Below are 16631 nucleotides of genomic sequence, written 5' to 3' on the forward strand. Positions count from 1 at the left end.
CCGCGTTCTCAGAATTCGGGCATACGAATTTTGAGAAGAACCTATTAAAACAACTATTATTTAAAGGGCAGCGGCCCTCGTCCCCGAAACCGCGCGCACCACACACCAAGGCCGGGCAGCGGCCGGGAGGCACCATGAGCGGCAACACCTTCGGCACGATCTTCCGGCTGACCACCTACGGCGAGTCCCACGGTCCGGCCCTCGGCGGGGTCGTGGACGGCTGTCCGCCGGGCGTCCCCGTCAGCGAGGAAATCCTCCAGCGCGACCTCGACCGCCGCCGCCCCGGCGCTGGCGGACTGACCGGCACGGCCCGCAAGGAGCCGGACGCGGTGCGCCTCCTGTCCGGCGTCTTCGAGGGCGAGACGACCGGCACGCCCATCGGCTTTGTCATCGAAAACACCGACCAGCGGTCCCGGGACTACGAGGCGGCCAAGACGCTCTTGCGGCCCGGCCATGCCGACGGCACCTACCTGGCCAAGTACGGCCGGCGCGACTACCGGGGCGGCGGCCGGGCCTCGGCCCGGGAGACGGCGGCCCGGGTGGCCGGCGGGGCCGTGGCCGGGGCCCTGCTCGCCCGGGCCGGCATCCGGGTTGTGGCCTACACCGTGGAACTCGGCGGCATCCCGGCCCTGCCCGTGGACGTGGCCGGCGCGGCCGACCGGCCGTTTTGCGCCCCGGACCCGGACGTGATCCCGCTCTGGGAGGCCCGGGCCAGGGAGGCCATGGCCACGGGCGACAGCCTCGGCGGCATCGTCGAGGTCGTGGCCACGGGCGTGCCGGCCGGGCTTGGCGAGCCGGTTTTCGACAAGCTCGACGCCCGCCTGGCCTATGCGCTCATGGGCGTCGGCGCGGTCAAGGGCGTGGAGATCGGCAACGGGTTCGCGGCCGCGCGCCTCCTTGGCTCGCAAAATAACGACCCCATCGTCCACCCGCCCGTGTCCAACAACGCCGGCGGCATCCTCGGCGGCATCGCCAGCGGCCAGCCGGTAGTGGCCCGGGCGGCGGTCAAGCCCATCCCGTCCATCGCCGTGCCCCAGCGGACCATGGACATCGACGGCGAGCCGGCCGAAATCGTGGTCGGCGGCCGCCACGACCGCAGCGCCATCCCGCGCGTGGTGCCGGTGCTGCGGGCCATGGTCCTGCTCGTGCTGGCCGACCTGTGGCTGGCGCAAAAGACCGTGGCCTAGCGTCACGGCCATCGAAATCGCATCGGATTTTCATGGACAAGCATTTACTATTATTATCTTTTATTGGAGATGCCGGCATACTTTTCCAGGGTCGCGGCACGAGAAATCCGGCGCGGCCCGGTCGGCCGGAAAGCGCCCGCTACGGCCGACGCCGGCGTCTCGCCCTGCCGGGCGGCCGCACGGCGGGTGCGGCCGGCGCATGGGCCGATCCCGGCGCCTGGCTTTTTTTTCAATGAAAAGTTTACCCTGCGGCAATATTTGACAAATTCGCCACTGGCCCTGTTTCTTTTTGACCCGCCAGACCATTTCCCTGCCCCAATTCTCCACATTTCCTCTATCACCCTAAAATTAATAAATATTTTATACAGAAAACAGAATACCGCCCTGCCCCGTTCCGGGCGAACGCGCTGTTTTGTCTTGAGTTCTTCGGCTTTTTTTCGTACATTGCGACTAAGTCTTGATTTTAACACAATTTATTTGATGGTGCGATCCTTGCTGTTGCGACACTATCTTTTCAGGCGTCCCCCACGCACCAAAGACGTTTGCTCCTGGGCTATGGGCGGCCGGGGTTCCGCGCGGCCGCACCCACGCCGAGGTTCTTCAGGAAGACGAGAGCGCGCTGCCGAATAACGAAGGAGGCGAATATGGATGTACCCAGCAAGAGCAACAAAGCATGGCAGGACATCGTGACCGGTAAAAAGACGTATCAGCTCAAGTTTCTTGCCGCCAAGATCCTGCTTGGCCGTCTGACCCGGGCGGTCAAGGAAGATTCCTCGGCCGAAAATATAAGCGCCAGCGTGGATCAGCTCTATGCGATCTTTGCCAACAACGTAAATATGCCAAGTGTTCAGGACGATCTGAAAACTATTTTCGGCTAGGAGGTCAATATGCGACAGACCATTTCCACCGTGGCGGATGTCAAGCAGATGATCGAGGCGGGGCGCACGCTCCTCCTGGCCGGCGACGAGGATGCCCTGAGCCAGCTGCCCAAGGGCGACTGGATCGCCGGCACGATTCCCTATTTCATCTCCAGCGACCAGGGCGGCATGGTCAGTCGCGACATGATCTGCACCACGGACATCACCGATCTGGTCGCCTCCATCGATATCGTGGCCTACGACCAAAACAGCCTGGCCCGGGTCTACGCCGAAGGCCCCAAGCACGGCTTCAGCTTCATCATCATTCCCGCCTTCAGCAAGACGCACCGGTCCTTCGCCTTGAATGCCCCCAACTACAAGGATTTCGGCGTCCGGCCGCTGATCGGCTGGGTGGCCGGCGTCCACCTCGGCGATCTCGGCAAGAAATCGCCCAAGGTCATCAACGGCCGCACCGGCGACACCCTGGAAGAAGGCGCCCTGGTCCTCCAGGCCATGCTGCCCGAGGGCAAGGTGGCCGAAATCGGCATCATCAACCTGTTCGAGCAGGGCGACGGCGACATCCTGACCTTCACCTCCGACGACTTTGCGGCGAAAGACGTCATGGTCAACGGCGAAAAGCGCAACCTGGCCGCCTACATCGTGAAAAACAAGCTCGACACCAAGCTGCCGCTGGTGGCCGACTACTACGGGGCCCTGGTCAACATCAGCGTCCAGGACGTGGACGAGGTCGAGGGCCAGGTGAAATTCTACGCCCCGGTCTTCACCGGCATCCGCTACAAGCACGCCAAGCCCGTGGCCGACTACGTCAAGGTGTTCAACGACCGCCTAAGCAAGGAATGCGCCGTCGATTCCAACCGGGTGGCCTTCTCCTGCAACTGCATCCTCAACTATCTGTATTCCGAGCTCGAAGGCAAAAAGACCGACCCCTTCACCGGGCCGGTCACGTTTGGCGAAATCGCCTACCAGTTGCTCAACCAGACCCTGGTGTACCTCGAGATCATGGACGTCTAAACAGCGCCTCCAAACCGGCGGCCGTGCCGCCGTTGTACTGCCTTGATGCCTGGAAAGAGCGACGCGCCAGGGGCCGCCGCCGCCCACCGGAAGGCGGACCGACGTTTCCGCGGCGTCGGGGCGGCCCGTCGGGCCCGCGACAATCCCCGAGGAGTGGGGGGCTGGCGGACCGATCCACGGATCGGGCCGCCGGCCCCCCTTTTTTCGCGCGGCCTGCGCCGCTGCTTCCGGCCCACCGCCGCCTTGCCACCGTCCCCGAAACGGCGTAGAAAGGCTTCCGTCAGAGTACCATCCGCCCTGTGACGCGAACGCGCGCAATCGTCGTCCGCTCGCGCCAAATCTCCATGGAGTCGTAACCCGGGCTGGCTAGGAACTGGGATGTCCGACGGCCCCGCCCGTCCCGACGCGCCCAGACGCCGTCCATCGAGGTGATGACATGGATACACCCGTACGTTCCCGGATTTTCGCCCTTTCCCCCTCCTTTGGGGGGGCCTTTGTCCGCCGGGCCGTGGCCCTGGCCGAACCGGCCCTTGGCCGCCTCCTGTCGCTTGCCCCCATCGAGGACCTCTACCAGCGGGTGCCCGCCGGAGCCACCGGCGGCGCGTTCGTCGACGCGGTCCTCTCGGCCATGGACGTGCCGGTCCGGGTCGCAGCCGAGGAGCTCGAGCGCATTCCCAAAACCGGGCCCGTGGTGGTGGTCTCCAACCACCCCTTCGGCGGCCTCGAAGGCCTGGTCCTGGCCAGGATGCTCCTGGCTGTGCGCCCGGACGCCCGGATCATGGCCAACTTTCTCCTCTCCCGCATCCCGGAGCTGCGCGAGCTCTTCGTCTTCGTCGATCCCTTTGGCGGCAATTCGGCCACCGGCACCAACATCCGGCCCCTCAAGGAATGCCTGCAGGTCCTGCGCGCCGGCGGCCTGCTCGCCGTCTTCCCGGCCGGGGCGGTGGCCCACCCGCGCCTGGAAAACGGCCGCCTGGCCGTCACCGACCCGGCCTGGAGCACGACTGTCGCCCGGCTCGTGCGCAAGACCGAAGCCACAGTCGTGCCCGTCCATTTCAGCGGCCGCAACAGCCGCCTCTTCCAGGTCCTCGGCCTCGCGCACCCGCTTTTGCGCACCGCCATGCTCCCCCGGGAATTCGCCAACAAGTGCGGCGCCACCGTCGAGGCCCGGATCGGCACACCCATCAGCTTCGGCCGCCTGGCCCGGCTTTCGAGCTGCGAAGCCGAAATCGACGAGTGCATCACCCGCTACCTGCGGCTTCGGACCTTTCTCCTGCGCAACCGGCCCGATCGGCCCAAACGCCGGCCCCCGCTTTTTCCCCAGAAAAGCCCGGCCCGGCAGGAAGCCCTCATCGCGCCCATAAGCCCCGAACTCCTGGCCGACGAAATCGCGCGCCTGCCGGTCGGCGCGGTGCTGCACCAAAGCGGCGAATTCGCGGTCATCGAAGCTCGGGCCGCCGACATGCCGCTCACCCTGCGCGAAATCGGACGCCTGCGCGAACTGACCTTCCGCCGGGTCGGCGAAGGCACGGGCAAGGCCTGCGACCTCGACGAATTCGACCCGTTCTACCGGCACCTCTTTCTCTGGAACGCCGAAAAACGCGAGGTGGCCGGCGCCTACCGCATCGGCCGCACCGACGAACTGCTGGCCGCCAAGGGGCCCCAGGGCCTCTACACCAGCACCCTCTTTGTCCTCAAAGCCGCCTTTTTCTCCCAGATCAGCCCGGCCCTCGAAATGGGCCGGTCGTTCGTGCGGCCCGAATACCAGAAAAGCTACTCCCCGCTCCTCCTCCTCTGGAAGGGACTGGCCCAGATGGTCGTACGCGAGCCCCGCTACCGCATCCTTTTCGGGCCGGTCAGCATCACCAGCGACTACAAGCACGCCTCGCGCCGGCTCATGGCCAGCTACTTCGAAGGCAACGTCACCAACCCCGGCCTGGCCCGGCTCGTACGTCCCAAGACTCCGCTTCGCGGCCAGACCTGGCTGGCCCGGGCCGCCCGGACCCTGGTCGCGGACCTCGACGATCTCCTCGCGCTCATCGACGACATCGAAGCCGACCGCAAAGGCATCCCCGTGCTCCTGCGCCAATACCTGAAACTCGGCGGCAAGATCCTGGCCTTCAATGTGGACAAGGGCTTCGCCGACTGCCTCGACGGCTTGATCGTCGTCGATCTCCTCAAAGCCGACCGCCGCCAACTCGAACGCTACATGGGCAAGGCCGGACTGGCCGCCTTCACCGCCTACCACGAAGCCGGCAATGCGGCCGACATGGCCGACGACGGCGAGCGTTGCGCCTAGGCGGGAGGTGATGCGGGGGGGGAAAGAGGAAGAGGCCTCCGGCGGCCGGGGGGGATCATCCCGGTATGAACCGGGTACATGATTGACAGAACGGACCGGGTACATGGTTGACACTTTTGGGCAGAGGAGGAAGCTCCAATGCCCTGGAAAAAGGTCAATCCGATGGAAGAACGCGCCCGGTTCATTGTGGAGTTGTCGCAGCGACGGGAATCATTTGCAGCCTTGTGCCGCAAGTATGGGATCAGTCGCGAAACGGGTTACAAGTGGCTGCGCCGCTATCAGGCAGGGGAAGGGCTTGGGGAACGAAGCCGCGTTGCCCGGCATTGCCCGCACAAAACACCTGATGCAGTCGTCACGTTATTACTCGCATTGCGACAGGAGAATCCCTACTGGGGTCCCAAAAAGCTCGTCAGGCTTCTGCAAGATGTGCACGGCATAGAGTACCCACCGGCCAAAAGTACAGCCGGCGACATTTTGAAACGGCACGGATTGATCACCGCCACAAAAGCAAAGCGCCGTCAGTCAGGAGGCCGGTTGCGGCGAGAGGATCTCCGGCAGCCCAAACAGGCAAATGATGTTTGGAGTGCGGATTACAAGGGCTGGTTTCGCCTGGAGGACAGGAGCATTTGCCATCCTTTGACAATCAGTGACATCTTTAGCCGCTATGTCTTAGGGTGTTACGTCTTTCCTACGCAGACGCTTGAACGAACAAAAGAGGCGATGCGGCGGGTGTTTATGCGATACGGCCTGCCACGCGCCATCCGCGTGGACAATGGGACTCCGTTTGGTTCGACCGGGATCGCAGGTTTGACCGGCTTAAGCGTCTGGTGGCTCCAGCTGGGTATTGTCGTGGACTTCATCGCGCCTGGAAAGCCCGAGCAAAATGGCTGCCACGAAAGAATGCATCGGACCTTGAAACTGGAAGCCACTATCCCGCCTTCGGCGAATCTGCGGGAGCAACAAGAACGATTGGAGTCCTGGCGGGAGCGATTTAATAGCCATCGTCCCCATGAAGCACTTGATCAGGCCACGCCGGCTTCAATCTACCGGCCTTCGTCCCGGCGGCTGCCTCGAAACGAACCATGCTTTGAGTATCCCTCCTCTTTCGAAAGTCGGACGGTTCGCCGGGATGGGATGTTCAACTGGGAAGGCAGGCAGATTTTTCTCGGCGAGGCATTTGCGAAATGTCGCATCGGCCTGACCAGAAATTATGATGATCGTTGGCTGGTTTATCTTGGAGAGCACCTGCTCGGCGGGTTTTGCCCCAAAGACCCCAAACGGGTGGTTCCGGTTCGATCCCTGATCAGCTAAAAAGTGTCAGGGATGTACCCGGTCCAAACTGTCAACGATGTTCCCGGTTGCACACCCCCCCGGACCCCCCGAACGGGGCGCGCGGCGGCTGTCGCCGCGGGGTTCGCTGAAGAGCTTCCATGCAGCTTAAAAAGGTGTCCAAGCCTTGCAATCCTTGAAGCGATTCAGGTGGGCGGCGCTTTTCTTTAAAAATCCTGTACGTAAAATTCCTTCAAACTCGCCCCGTCCCCGGGGCGACGGGCCTGTGTGGCCGGAATCGGGTTGGCGTGCTGGCTGGCTTTGCAGCCAGTGTCGCCAACCCGATTCCGGCCACACCGACGCACACCCGCCCAAGACCACCAGCCCACCCACCTACCCATCCCCCGCCCACCCCGTTCGGGGGGTCCGGGGGGCGTGACGCCCCCCGGCGGGTCCAGGGCAGCGCCCTGGCGGGGTCTGGGGCAGCGCCCCAGCCGCCGGAGGCATTGACGGCGCGGCGGCAAACCTGAAACAAGGGCACGACCGTGACGCGCGGTTTTACGAGGAGAGACGACTGCCATGGATGCTGTGAGTTTTGCCGTATTGCGCCGGGCTTTGGCCTGCCTGGATCTGGCTGCGGACCCAGGCCGGGGCCTGGACGCGCTTTTGGGGCGTCTTTTTGACGTGTTGGCCGGGCTGCCGGGCTTTGGCAGCGCCGCCGTGGTCCTGGCCGACGCCGAGGAACGGCCGGCCATCCGGGCCCAGCGCGGCGCGCCGGACATGGGCCTGGTGCTGACGGCCACCCTCGACCGGGGGGAACAGGCCCGGCGGGCGCGGGTGCTCAGGCGCGGGGCCGGGCCGGTTGTGGCCGACGAGGCCGGCGAGGTGTCGGCCGGGCGCGATGAGGCGGCCATGCTGGCCGCGCCGGTCCTGGCCGGCGAGTCGGTCGTGGGCTGGTTTTTCGCCGACGGCCTGCTTGGCGGGGGAGCGTCCCTGGCCGACGACCTGCGGCTGGCGGTCCTGGTGGCGGACATCATCGGCCGGATGGCGTCCATCGCCGCCGCGAAGGCCGCCGGGAGCCTGGACATGGCCCGCGAGGTGGCGTTTTTGCGGTCCAAGGTGTCCCTGCGCTACCGCCATGTCTTTTCCGACGGCGCCAGCCCGGCCCTTTCGGCCCTTCGGGGCGAAGCCGACCGGGCCGCCCTGTCCGACGCGCCGCTGTTGCTCCTGGGCGAGCCCGGTTCCGGGCGCGCCACCCTGGCCCGGATCATCCACGAACTTTCCAGCCGGGCCACGCGGCCGTTTTCCACCCTCGACCTGTCGACCGAGGCCCGCCCGGCCGAGCGGCTGTTCGGCACGTCCCGGTCCCTGGCCTCGGGCGGCCGCCCGGGCGGCCTGGAAGAGGCCGACGGCGGCACCCTGCTCCTGGAGGAGGCCCACCGGCTGCCGCCGGACGTGTGCGAACGGCTGGCCCAATTCCTGCGGACCGGGACCTTCACCCGGGTGGGCGGCAGCCGGGAACGCGGCAGCGCCACCCGGCTGGTGTTCAAGGCCCCGCTCCAGGGGATCAGCCCGGAACTGACGGCCACGGTCCCGCTGGCCACCATCGAGGTGCCGAGCCTGCGGGAGCGGCGCGAGGACATTGCGGCCCTGCTCGACCACCTGCTGACCATGGAGGCCAGCCGGGGCGGCCGTCGCCTGACCCTCACCTCCAAGGCCCTGCGCGCCCTGGAAGGGTACGACTGGCCGGGCAACATCCGGGAGATGGAAGGCATGGTGGCGCGGCTGGCCGTCACCGCGCCCGAGGACCGCATCGACATCGCGGACATCCCGTCGGAGATCCTGGCCGAGGGCGAACGGCCGCCGGTTTTGCCCGAGGACGCGGCCGAGCTGCGCGACATGGAGCGCCAGCAGGTCCTAAGCGCCCTGGAGCGCCACGGCTGGGTCCAGTCCCGGGCCGCCCGGGAACTCGGCCTGACCCTGCGCCAGATCGGCTACCGCATCCGCAAGTACGGCCTGGTCCGGGACGACGACGAGACCGAGAGCGCTCTCTAGGAGCGGCGGGCCGGACGCTTTTCTCCAAAACCACCGCGCCCCTTGCCCGGTCACGGTCTTTTGCGTACAAGCCCCGGCCTGGGAGGGCAGACCATGTCGCCACGCCTCAAGGATCTCGTTGACGTGCTCCTGAAGCTCGCCCTCGTCGCGGGCCTCATCGTGTTCCTGTATTTCTACGCCACCGGCCGGGCCGTCGGACGCTACCTCTATATCGCCAACGGCGAATTGGAGTACGTGATGGACACGGCCACCGGCGTCATCTACCAGGGCGGCTATTCCATGAACCACATAACGGGCCAGGAATCCTCGGGCGGCAAGCCCAGGAAATAGCCTGGCCAGCTATGCCATTAATAATATAAGCTATTATTAGCATTGGCGATTGTCCCCCGGGACGGCCCCATGGTAAGGTGGCTTCCGCCTGGCGCGACTGTCGCCTGGCGGAAGCCACCGGGAAGTTCCGCCTGTTTTTTCCATTCCCCTTCCCTCTGGCCTGCGGAATATAATAGCGCCGGCCCCGATCGGTCCGGACGACGGCCGAAACGGCCGGGCGCGTCTGCCTGAACGCCTCGCAAACGGCGTGGCCGGCCACCGCCGCCCGCCACGCGGAGGGGTCATGACCCGACCTGACGATACGTGCGTCCTCTACCTCGGCTTTGACGACACCGACACCACAACCTCGGCCAAGGGCACGGGCCGGTGCATCCGCGATTTCTGCGCCGGACTGCCGGACACCTACCGCCTGCGCTGCGTCCTGCGCCACCAGTTGCCGAAGCTCCCGGACATCCCCTTCACCAGCAACAACAGCTCGGCCTGCGCCGTCTTCGACGTGGACGACCCGGACCTCGGCCGGCCGCTCTTTGACGCGGCCGCCGCCTACCTCGCGGCCAACACACCCGAAGGGAGCGATCCGGGCGTCTGCCTGTCGGCCCGGGCCACGGTCAGCGACGCACTGGTGGCCTTCGCCCTGGACTGCAACGGCGGCAAGGTCACCCAGCAGGCGGCCATGGACGCCGCATCCGGCGTGCTCCTGGCCGGGGTCGGCGGCACCAACGACGGCCTCATCGGCGCGGCCGCGGCCGTGGGCCTGACCCGCCACGGCTGGTGCGGCCGGTTCATCGAACTCGGCGCCATGCGCAAACTCCCGTTCACCGTGCCCGTGGCCGAACTGTGGCGCCTCGGCATCCAGGTGGTCTCCGTGGACCGCGATCCCCTGACCCCCCTCGGCCACGACATGGTAGCCACGGGCGGCTGGCTGCGGCCGTCGCTGTGGGCCGGCCAGCCCGTGCTCCAGGTCCGGGCCGACGGCGCCGGCCGCTGGGTCGCGGCCCTGGGCAAACGGAAGGACAAGGCGGCGTAGGGGAAAAGAGGAAGATGCCTCCGGCGGCCGGGAGGGGGTGACACCCTCCCGGACCCTCCCCGATAGGGGGCGGACCGATCGCTCCCGGAAGTTCGTTCCGTACGGCCCGTGCCTCAGGAAGGCGTCGCTTCGCGGTAGCGGGCCACAAAGGCGAGCAGGGACTTGGCCTGGCGCTCCATGTAGCCGGCCCAGGCGTCGAGCACTTCCCGCCCCTCGGCCGTGATGGCGTAGACCCGCTTGGCCGGCCCCGTGCCCGTGGCGTTCCACTGCGACGACACCAACCCCTCCTCCTCCATCTGCCGCAGATGCCGGTAGATCATCCCCGGCGGCGCGTCCCCCTTCAAAAAGCCGTACTCGCCGATGTGCTGCAACAGCTCATACCCGTGCGACTCGCCGCCTAAAAGGGCCATCAGGATGGACGGCTGCATGTAGCGGTCCGGCTTGCCCGGCCCTATTTTTTCCGACATCGGCCACTCCTCCTTGACATAGGTGCTCTAAGCACATATGTTCCATTTAACCAAGACAGGCAACCCGCTCACCATGGAGGTGGAACATGTCCAAGATTTTCGCGCGCGAGCGCCGCAAGATCGAAAAAGGCGAGAAGAAGCCCCGTTTCCGCGTGGTGGCCGCCACGGGCGACATCAAGTTTTTTGCCGAGCACATCCGCAAGCGGGAACTCGACGCCATCGCCCAGTCCATTGGCGCCGAAGTCATCTACCTGCCCACCGACCCGGCCGGCGTCGGCGGTGAAAAAGAAGTTTAAGAGCGAGAGGAAGATGCCTCCGGCGGCCGGGAGGGGCTAAGCCCCTCCCGGACCCTCCCTTCCTGGGGCCACGATGGCCAGACTGCAGCGTCAGCCTGGACATATTACTTCTTCACCTCGCCCCGTCCCCGGGGCGACGGGCCTGTGTGGGCGGAATCGGGTTGGCGTGCTGGCCGGCTTTGCGGCCTGCGTCGCCAACCCGATTCCGCCCACACGCCGCACACCCGGCCACGACCACTCCGCCATCCGCCTACCCAACCCCCGCCCACCCCGTTCGGGGGGTCCGGGGGGCGTGACGCCCCCCGGCCGCCGGAGGCCTCTTCGCCTCTCCCTCGTCCTTAGTCCTTAGTCCTTGTAAATGACCGTGCCGACGTGCTCGCCGTCCAGGGCCGCCAGGATGTGCTCCGGGTGGCGCAGGGCGTCGATGATCTGGAACTCCTTGATGCACTTGGCGTGCTTCAAGAACCGCAGCACCGGCCGCTCCACGATCAGGTCGTCGAGGTCCAGGGCGATCAGCTCGTCCACGGACAGACGGCCGTAGTATTCAAGCTTTTCCCCGTCCTTGGCTTTTTTGGGATCCCCGCTGTAGAGGCCCTTTTCGTCCTTGAGATAGATGAGCGATTTGCCGCCGATGTTTTCCGCCAGCAGAAACGCGCCGCAGTCGGTGCGGTGCGGCGGGATGAGGCCTTCCTCGGCCGGATGCTCGAAGAATCCGTAGGGCGGGATGCCCGGGGTGATGGGCAGGTAGCCGAGCTGGCAGAACATGGTCAGTTGTTCCAGGTGGTCGCCGTGGCCGATGCGCACGCCGCCGTGCTTGGCCAGGAGCACGGACAGGATCTCGGCGTTCTGGGAGGCCACCTTGTCGCCGAGCTTGGACAGCACGCCCGTGGGCATGCCGAGTTCGAGCCCGATGTTGTAGATGTGCCGGGCCCGGGTGCCGCCGCCGGTCATGAGGATGATCTTGTGCTTTTCCTTGGCCGCCAGCAGCACGTCGATGATCGGGAGCAGGGCCTTGGCCCCCCGGTCCATGATGGACTGGCCGCCGATTTTGAGCACGTTGACGTCCGGGTGCATGCGAAAGACTTCGCCACGGTTCATGCCGGACAGAAGTGTCCGGCTGACCAGGGATTCGCCCATGAGCGGCGATTCGATGTGCAGCCGCCCGCCTTCCTGTCCTTCCTTCACGAGTTTGCCCATACAGCCCCCAAATTAGGTTATTTTTACACTAGGTCCATGCAGGAGCTATATCCGCAGAGGGCATAGGAGGCAAGGGCGGACACGGGCCACGGTCATCCGCCGAGGGTCGCGGCGTAGAGCCGGGCCAGCATGGCGGCCGGGAGCCTCGTGTTCCACAGGCCCGCGGCCAGGGCCGCGCCGTAGGCCGCCGCAAAGACCAGGCAGGCCCCGGCGGCGGTCAGCCACCAGGGGGCCGCGCGTCCGGCGAAGCGGAACCGGACCGCGCTTTCGGCTTTCGGACAGGCGATGACGCACGAGGCGCAGCCGGTGCAGGCCATGGGCCGGGGGCCGGTGGTCAGGGGCAGGTCCACCGGACAGGCCTGGCGGCACCGGCCGCAGCCCGAGCAACCGGCCGGGTCGCGGGAAAGCGAGGTCGGGCCGAGCCGGGCCACAAGGCCGAGGAGTGCCCCGTACGGACACAGCCACCGGCAAAACGATCCCCGAAAGACCAGCCCGAGCCCGGCCAGCCCGGCCAGCACCAGGACGGCCACCAGCCCGGGACTGGTGAAAAAGAGCAGCATCCGGGCGTCGGCCGTGATGTTGTACGACGACTTCAAAAAGCCTTCGAGGGCCGCCGCGTCCATGCCGCCAAAGACGGTGAAGAGGAAAAAGGCCAGCAGCAGGTATTTGGGCAGGCCGAGGACGGCGTCGAGCCGGGGCGGCACGGACCGGGCCACGCGCCAACGCTGGCCAAGCCGGCCCAGGCGCGTGGCCACGAACCCGACCGGGCAGACGTGGCCGCAAAAGGCCTTGCGAAAGAGAAGTCCCATGGCCAGGGCGGCCAGAAAAATGGCCAGCCCGGCCGGATGGACCGGGTCCCAGGCGAAGGTGGAAAGGGCGTGGCGCAGGCCGAGGAGCGCGCTAATGGGCAGAAAGCCCTCCACCCCGGCCGGGCGGGCCGTTTCCGGGCCAAGGCCGGCGGCGAACCGGCAATAGAGGAAAAAGCGCCAGCCGATCCAGAGCGTGGCCAGGAAAAAGAAGGTCTGGGGCAGGCGGGACAGGGTCTTTCGGGACAAGCGGTACGACATGGGAAAAAACCTTCGCAAGGGGTTTCGGGAGAGACGCGGCCCCCGGAGGGGGACGCCGTGGCCGCGTCCCGGCGCGGGGCCGGGCATGCGTCATGCGTTTTGGAATACGGCGGGGAGGGCCGGCTGTCTGTCGCCTGGGCGTCAGTTGGCCGTGTGTTCCGGCAGAATCTCGCGCAGGGTGCGCCACAGGTCGTCGGCGGTGAAGGGTTTGGTCAGGTACGAACTGACCTTGGCCGCGTCGGCCTCGGCGATATTGTCGGCCAGGGCCTCGGCCGTGACCATGACGAACGGAATTCCGGCCAAGGAACAACTGCCCCGCACGCACCGGAGCAAGTCGATGCCTTTCATGCGCGGCATGTTCCAGTCGGAAATGATGCAGTCCACGGACCCGGCGGCCAGCACTTCGAGGGCTTGCCGGCCGTCGGCCGCCTCGAGCACCTCGACGCCGCCGCTTCCAAGCATCTTGCGGATGATGCCGCGCATGACCTTGGAGTCGTCCACAACGAGAACCTTCAGTCGCTTCTCCATTTCCGCCGTCGCATGGCCAGGGTTGTTCGCGGCAAGGCCGCTCTCGGGCCTTGCTTCGGTTCTTTTGCAGAAAAAGGCAAGCAATGCTTTGCCCTTTTTACGGCTGGCCGCCCCCCCCGAACGGGCCGCGCCGCAGCCCTGTCGCAGGGGACGGCCTCCCATGGCCGACCCTGCCGCTTCGGTGCCGCGTCGGTGTCGCGTCACGCCCGCCCTCAGGCGGCGGGCGCTACGGACACCGTGCATTTCTTTAAAAAATCGACTGGATTGTACGACAGTTTGGCCTTCCTGAGCCCCTCGTCGCCCAGGTCCTGTTCCCTGTTGACCAGGGCGTAGCCGGCTCCGGAGTCGGCCAGGAACATCTGGTTGATGGCCTGATAGACGCCCTTGAACCCGGGCCGGCCCTTTTCGAAATGGATGACCAGCATCTCCGGGGTCAACGCCTCGGCCACGGTGTAGGCGATCATCTCGCCGTCCACCCGGATGGCCCCGCCGAGCAAGCCCGGCATGCGGTCCCAGTTCTGGAGCACCCGGACGATGGCCGTGTTTTCGGCCAAAAGCGCACCGGAATCCTCGGGGTCGCGCCAGGAAAACCACTGGCGCTGGAGCTCCAGGGTGTCTTCCACGCAGTCCGGGGTCAGGGCCTTGTACTCGAAGTCGTAGGCCCGCAGGAATTGGCTGAGCAGGTTTTTTTTCTTGTGGAAGCGGTTACCGCGCAAATCGACCAGCTCCGGCACACTGTAGACGTAGTCGTAGTGGTCGCGGGCCTCCTCGGTCGTGACCCTGTCCGGCATGGCGGCGCTTAAAATCTGGCACAGCTTCTCCGGCACCCGGATGAAATCGAGCCCCTCGGACAGGCACGGACAGGCGCTCCAATCGACGTCGGCCCAGGGACCGACCGGGGCCCAGAAGACCTCGTAGGGCTTGGTCTGCAGGATCCAGACATGGCTTTCGCCAAAACGCCAGGACAGGCCATACTCTTCCGCCCAGCCCCACAGGTTGCCGAAGCTGTAGTCGGAAACCTTCTGGGGACACCGGGCCAGCCGGTCGAGATAATCTTCCCGGCGGGCCAGCGATATTTCCTCGAAACCGTCTCGCATCTCACTTCCTTGGTTTGCTGCCGCCCATGCCGAACCGGGCCCAGTCGGCGAACTGGTAGACGCCGAGGCACACCAGCGCCTGGACGGCCTGGGAGACGAACATGGAAACCCAAACGCCCTCGGCCCGGCCCAGAAGCGTATGCCCCAGGTAGACGGCCAACGGCAACCGCACGAGCCAGATCGAGGTCCCGGTGACGAACATCGTGTAGAGGGTCGCCCCGGCTCCGGTCATGGCGCCGATAAGGATAAGACCGCTGACCGTAAAGGGAATAGCCAGAACATTATAACGAAGATAGGAGACCGCCTGGGCCTGGACCTCGGGCTGGGGAGACAGCAGCGCCGCCGCCTGGGGCAGAAACGGCCACAGGAGCACCCCCATGACGGTCACGGCGGCCGTGCCGGCCACAACGATGCGGTAGCCCACCCGCTTGGCCAACTCCGGCCGGCCGGCCCCGAGCAGGTTGCCGACCAGGATGGAGGCCGTGAAATTGAAGGCCATGGGCGGCAGGAAAAGAAGCGACTCCACCCGCATGCCGGCCGACATGCCGGCCAGGGCGTCGACGCTGCCGACCGGCAGGGACCCGGTAATGGCGAAAAGGACCAGGTAGCCCGTGTGCCAGACCACCTGCATGAGCCCCGACGGCCAGGCGACCTTGAAGAGATAGCGGCTGCCGCACCGGATCCACCGCCAGGGCGGAAATTCCCCGGTCCGCAGCATGCCGGCCCGGATGAGGGCTCCGAGATTGAAAAGCATCCCCACCGTGACCGAGAGAAAGGTGCTCCAGGCCACGCCGGCATAGCCCAGGTGCGGCAGGCCGAAATACCCGAGGCCCAGGCCGAAGTTGCCGAAGGCGTTCAGCGCCGCGGCCAGCCCCCAGGCGTAAAGCGGCACCATGACCAACCGCTTGGCCCGGAACAACGCGTTGGCGATGACGAAAAACGACTGGATGGGCAACAGCCACAAAAAGACCGTCAGGAAATAGCGGGCTGTCGGCAGCATGGGGGCCGGCACCTGGAGCAGGCGCAAAAACAGCTCGCGTCCGGCCAGGCCGACGAGCAAAATGGCGGCCGAGGCGGCCAGGCCAAGGAGCAGGCACAGCCAGACGTAGCGGTTGGCCCGGGGCAAGCGCCCGGCCCCCTCGGACTGGCTGACCGCGGCCACGGCCCCGTTGGCCACGGCCATGGACAGGACCTGGAAAAAAAACATGGCCTGGGTCAGGACGCCGATGGTGGCCTGGGTCTCCCGATCGATGCGGCCGCCGACGTAGACGTCCACGAAACCGATCAGGAAATTGAGAAACATCATAAGGATCTGGGGCCAGGCGAGCCCCCAGATATCCCGGAATCCGACCCCGGCGGCCATGAGGCCGGCGCGTTTTTCCATCCTCCCTCCACAAGCGGCAACGGAAGCGACAGGCGATACGGGACCCCGAACCCGGGGTCAACTCCCCCTTGGCAGGTCCGGCCCGCTAAGGATAAGACAGGCCGAGCCGAAAACCAGAGACGTGGGAACGGCACCGGGAGGGATGATGCGTGAAATAAGGGCCGTGCAGCGGCTGCACCTGTGGCTGGAAACCAAGGACGGCATGCTGCTTGGCCTCGGCCGGATCCAGCTTTTGGAGCTGGTGGAGGAACTCGGGTCCCTCAACAAGGCCGCCGCGGCCATGGGCATGTCCTACCGGGCCGCCTGGGGCCGCATGAAGCAGACCGAGACCGTGATCGGCGAACCCCTGGTCGAGCGGTCGGGCCCCAAGAAGGGCTTTCGCCTGACGCCGCTTGGCCACGAGGTCGTGCGCACGTTCCGGACCTGGCACCACGATGTGGAGAATTTCGCCGTGGCCCGGGCCCGGGAGATTTTTCCCTGGACCACGGAACCCTATGTCGAGGAAGGCCCGAAATCCGGCAAGTCATCCTGAGGGTGCC

The 16631-nt window shown here is 66.0% G+C and carries 16 protein-coding genes; 10 read left to right on the forward strand and 6 right to left on the reverse strand.

Translation table 11 applies throughout. The features are described 5' to 3' along the window. The first annotated feature begins 134 nt into the window (after positions 1–134). The 8 genes from aroC (at position 135) to DFW101_RS10295 (ending at position 10056) form a co-directional block, all read left to right on the forward strand. Positions 135–1187, forward strand: coding sequence for a chorismate synthase (gene aroC / locus DFW101_RS10265; protein ID WP_009181447.1), 1053 nt, complete (start codon positions 135–137; stop codon positions 1185–1187). 644 nt (positions 1188–1831) lie between these two features. Further along, on the forward strand, positions 1832–2065 hold the full coding sequence (locus DFW101_RS10270) for a hypothetical protein (protein WP_009181448.1): 234 nt from the start codon (positions 1832–1834) through the stop codon (positions 2063–2065). Positions 2066–2074: 9 nt separating this feature from the next. After that, positions 2075–3076, forward strand: coding sequence for a DUF6976 family protein (locus tag DFW101_RS10275; RefSeq protein ID WP_009181449.1), 1002 nt, complete (start codon positions 2075–2077; stop codon positions 3074–3076). A 436-nt stretch (positions 3077–3512) separates the two neighbouring features. Then, positions 3513–5375: a lysophospholipid acyltransferase family protein gene (locus DFW101_RS10280; RefSeq protein WP_009181450.1), complete on the forward strand. Its 1863-nt coding sequence runs from the start codon at positions 3513–3515 to the stop codon at positions 5373–5375. A gap of 138 nt (positions 5376–5513) precedes the next feature. Next, positions 5514–6686, forward strand: a complete 1173-nt coding sequence (locus DFW101_RS19030) for an integrase core domain-containing protein (protein WP_009179523.1) — start codon at positions 5514–5516, stop codon at positions 6684–6686. Positions 6687–7223: 537 nt separating this feature from the next. Then, positions 7224–8699, forward strand: a complete 1476-nt coding sequence (locus DFW101_RS10285) for a sigma 54-interacting transcriptional regulator (protein ID WP_009181451.1) — start codon at positions 7224–7226, stop codon at positions 8697–8699. A 93-nt stretch (positions 8700–8792) separates the two neighbouring features. Then, complete coding sequence (locus DFW101_RS10290; RefSeq protein WP_009181452.1) at positions 8793–9029, forward strand: hypothetical protein; 237 nt, start codon at positions 8793–8795, stop codon at positions 9027–9029. A gap of 283 nt (positions 9030–9312) precedes the next feature. Next, positions 9313–10056, forward strand: a complete 744-nt coding sequence (locus DFW101_RS10295) for a hypothetical protein (RefSeq protein ID WP_009181453.1) — start codon at positions 9313–9315, stop codon at positions 10054–10056. Between the two features lie 113 nt (positions 10057–10169). On the opposite strand, the gene DFW101_RS10300 is transcribed toward DFW101_RS10295, so the two are convergent. Continuing rightward, entirely contained in the window at positions 10170–10523 is a 354-nt protein-coding gene (locus DFW101_RS10300; RefSeq protein WP_009181454.1) for a helix-turn-helix transcriptional regulator, read from the reverse strand. An 86-nt stretch (positions 10524–10609) separates the two neighbouring features. Here DFW101_RS10300 and DFW101_RS10305 point away from each other — a divergent pair, with 86 nt between their 5' ends. Further along, positions 10610–10819 (forward strand): hypothetical protein, encoded by a 210-nt coding sequence (locus DFW101_RS10305; RefSeq protein WP_009181455.1) that lies wholly within the window; start codon positions 10610–10612, stop codon positions 10817–10819. Between the two features lie 345 nt (positions 10820–11164). Here the strand turns inward: DFW101_RS10305 and DFW101_RS10310 are convergent, their stop codons facing one another. The 5 genes from DFW101_RS10310 to DFW101_RS10330 all read right to left on the reverse strand — a co-directional run bounded on the left by DFW101_RS10310 (position 11165) and on the right by DFW101_RS10330 (position 16092). Continuing rightward, entirely contained in the window at positions 11165–12016 is an 852-nt protein-coding gene (locus DFW101_RS10310) for an amino acid kinase family protein (protein WP_009181456.1), read from the reverse strand. 92 nt (positions 12017–12108) lie between these two features. After that, entirely contained in the window at positions 12109–13083 is a 975-nt protein-coding gene (locus DFW101_RS10315) for a 4Fe-4S binding protein (RefSeq protein ID WP_009181457.1), read from the reverse strand. A gap of 141 nt (positions 13084–13224) precedes the next feature. Beyond that, complete coding sequence (locus tag DFW101_RS10320) at positions 13225–13611, reverse strand: response regulator (protein WP_043643304.1); 387 nt, start codon at positions 13609–13611, stop codon at positions 13225–13227. A 212-nt stretch (positions 13612–13823) separates the two neighbouring features. After that, positions 13824–14708, reverse strand: coding sequence for a DUF2156 domain-containing protein (locus tag DFW101_RS10325; protein ID WP_009181459.1), 885 nt, complete (start codon positions 14706–14708; stop codon positions 13824–13826). A 1-nt stretch (position 14709) separates the two neighbouring features. After that, positions 14710–16092 (reverse strand): MATE family efflux transporter, encoded by a 1383-nt coding sequence (locus tag DFW101_RS10330; protein ID WP_009181460.1) that lies wholly within the window; start codon positions 16090–16092, stop codon positions 14710–14712. A gap of 145 nt (positions 16093–16237) precedes the next feature. On the opposite strand from DFW101_RS10330, the gene DFW101_RS10335 reads away from it, so the two are divergent. Further along, positions 16238–16624, forward strand: coding sequence for a winged helix-turn-helix domain-containing protein (locus DFW101_RS10335; RefSeq protein WP_009181461.1), 387 nt, complete (start codon positions 16238–16240; stop codon positions 16622–16624). Positions 16625–16631: the final 7 nt, after the last annotated feature.

It is taken from the genome of Solidesulfovibrio carbinoliphilus subsp. oakridgensis, assembly GCF_000177215.2.
Lineage (GTDB): Bacteria > Desulfobacterota > Desulfovibrionia > Desulfovibrionales > Desulfovibrionaceae > Solidesulfovibrio > Solidesulfovibrio carbinoliphilus.

Excerpts from the sequence above, each read along its gene's own strand:
- DFW101_RS10290 (WP_009181452.1), top strand. The coding sequence starts at position 8,793 with ATGTCGCCACGCCTCAAGGATCTCGTTGACGTGCTCCTGAAGCTCGCC.
- DFW101_RS10320 (WP_043643304.1), bottom strand. The coding sequence starts at position 13,611 with ATGGAGAAGCGACTGAAGGTTCTCGTTGTGGACGACTCCAAGGTCATG.
- DFW101_RS10305 (WP_009181455.1), top strand. The coding sequence starts at position 10,610 with ATGTCCAAGATTTTCGCGCGCGAGCGCCGCAAGATCGAAAAAGGCGAG.
- DFW101_RS10315 (WP_009181457.1), bottom strand. The coding sequence starts at position 13,083 with ATGTCGTACCGCTTGTCCCGAAAGACCCTGTCCCGCCTGCCCCAGACC.
- DFW101_RS10335 (WP_009181461.1), top strand. The coding sequence starts at position 16,238 with ATGCGTGAAATAAGGGCCGTGCAGCGGCTGCACCTGTGGCTGGAAACC.
- DFW101_RS10285 (WP_009181451.1), top strand. The coding sequence starts at position 7,224 with ATGGATGCTGTGAGTTTTGCCGTATTGCGCCGGGCTTTGGCCTGCCTG.
- DFW101_RS10280 (WP_009181450.1), top strand. The coding sequence starts at position 3,513 with ATGGATACACCCGTACGTTCCCGGATTTTCGCCCTTTCCCCCTCCTTT.
- aroC (WP_009181447.1), top strand. The coding sequence starts at position 135 with ATGAGCGGCAACACCTTCGGCACGATCTTCCGGCTGACCACCTACGGC.
- DFW101_RS10325 (WP_009181459.1), bottom strand. The coding sequence starts at position 14,708 with ATGCGAGACGGTTTCGAGGAAATATCGCTGGCCCGCCGGGAAGATTAT.
- DFW101_RS19030 (WP_009179523.1), top strand. The coding sequence starts at position 5,514 with ATGCCCTGGAAAAAGGTCAATCCGATGGAAGAACGCGCCCGGTTCATT.
- DFW101_RS10300 (WP_009181454.1), bottom strand. The coding sequence starts at position 10,523 with ATGTCGGAAAAAATAGGGCCGGGCAAGCCGGACCGCTACATGCAGCCG.
- DFW101_RS10310 (WP_009181456.1), bottom strand. The coding sequence starts at position 12,016 with ATGGGCAAACTCGTGAAGGAAGGACAGGAAGGCGGGCGGCTGCACATC.
- DFW101_RS10295 (WP_009181453.1), top strand. The coding sequence starts at position 9,313 with ATGACCCGACCTGACGATACGTGCGTCCTCTACCTCGGCTTTGACGAC.
- DFW101_RS10270 (WP_009181448.1), top strand. The coding sequence starts at position 1,832 with ATGGATGTACCCAGCAAGAGCAACAAAGCATGGCAGGACATCGTGACC.
- DFW101_RS10330 (WP_009181460.1), bottom strand. The coding sequence starts at position 16,092 with ATGGAAAAACGCGCCGGCCTCATGGCCGCCGGGGTCGGATTCCGGGAT.
- DFW101_RS10275 (WP_009181449.1), top strand. The coding sequence starts at position 2,075 with ATGCGACAGACCATTTCCACCGTGGCGGATGTCAAGCAGATGATCGAG.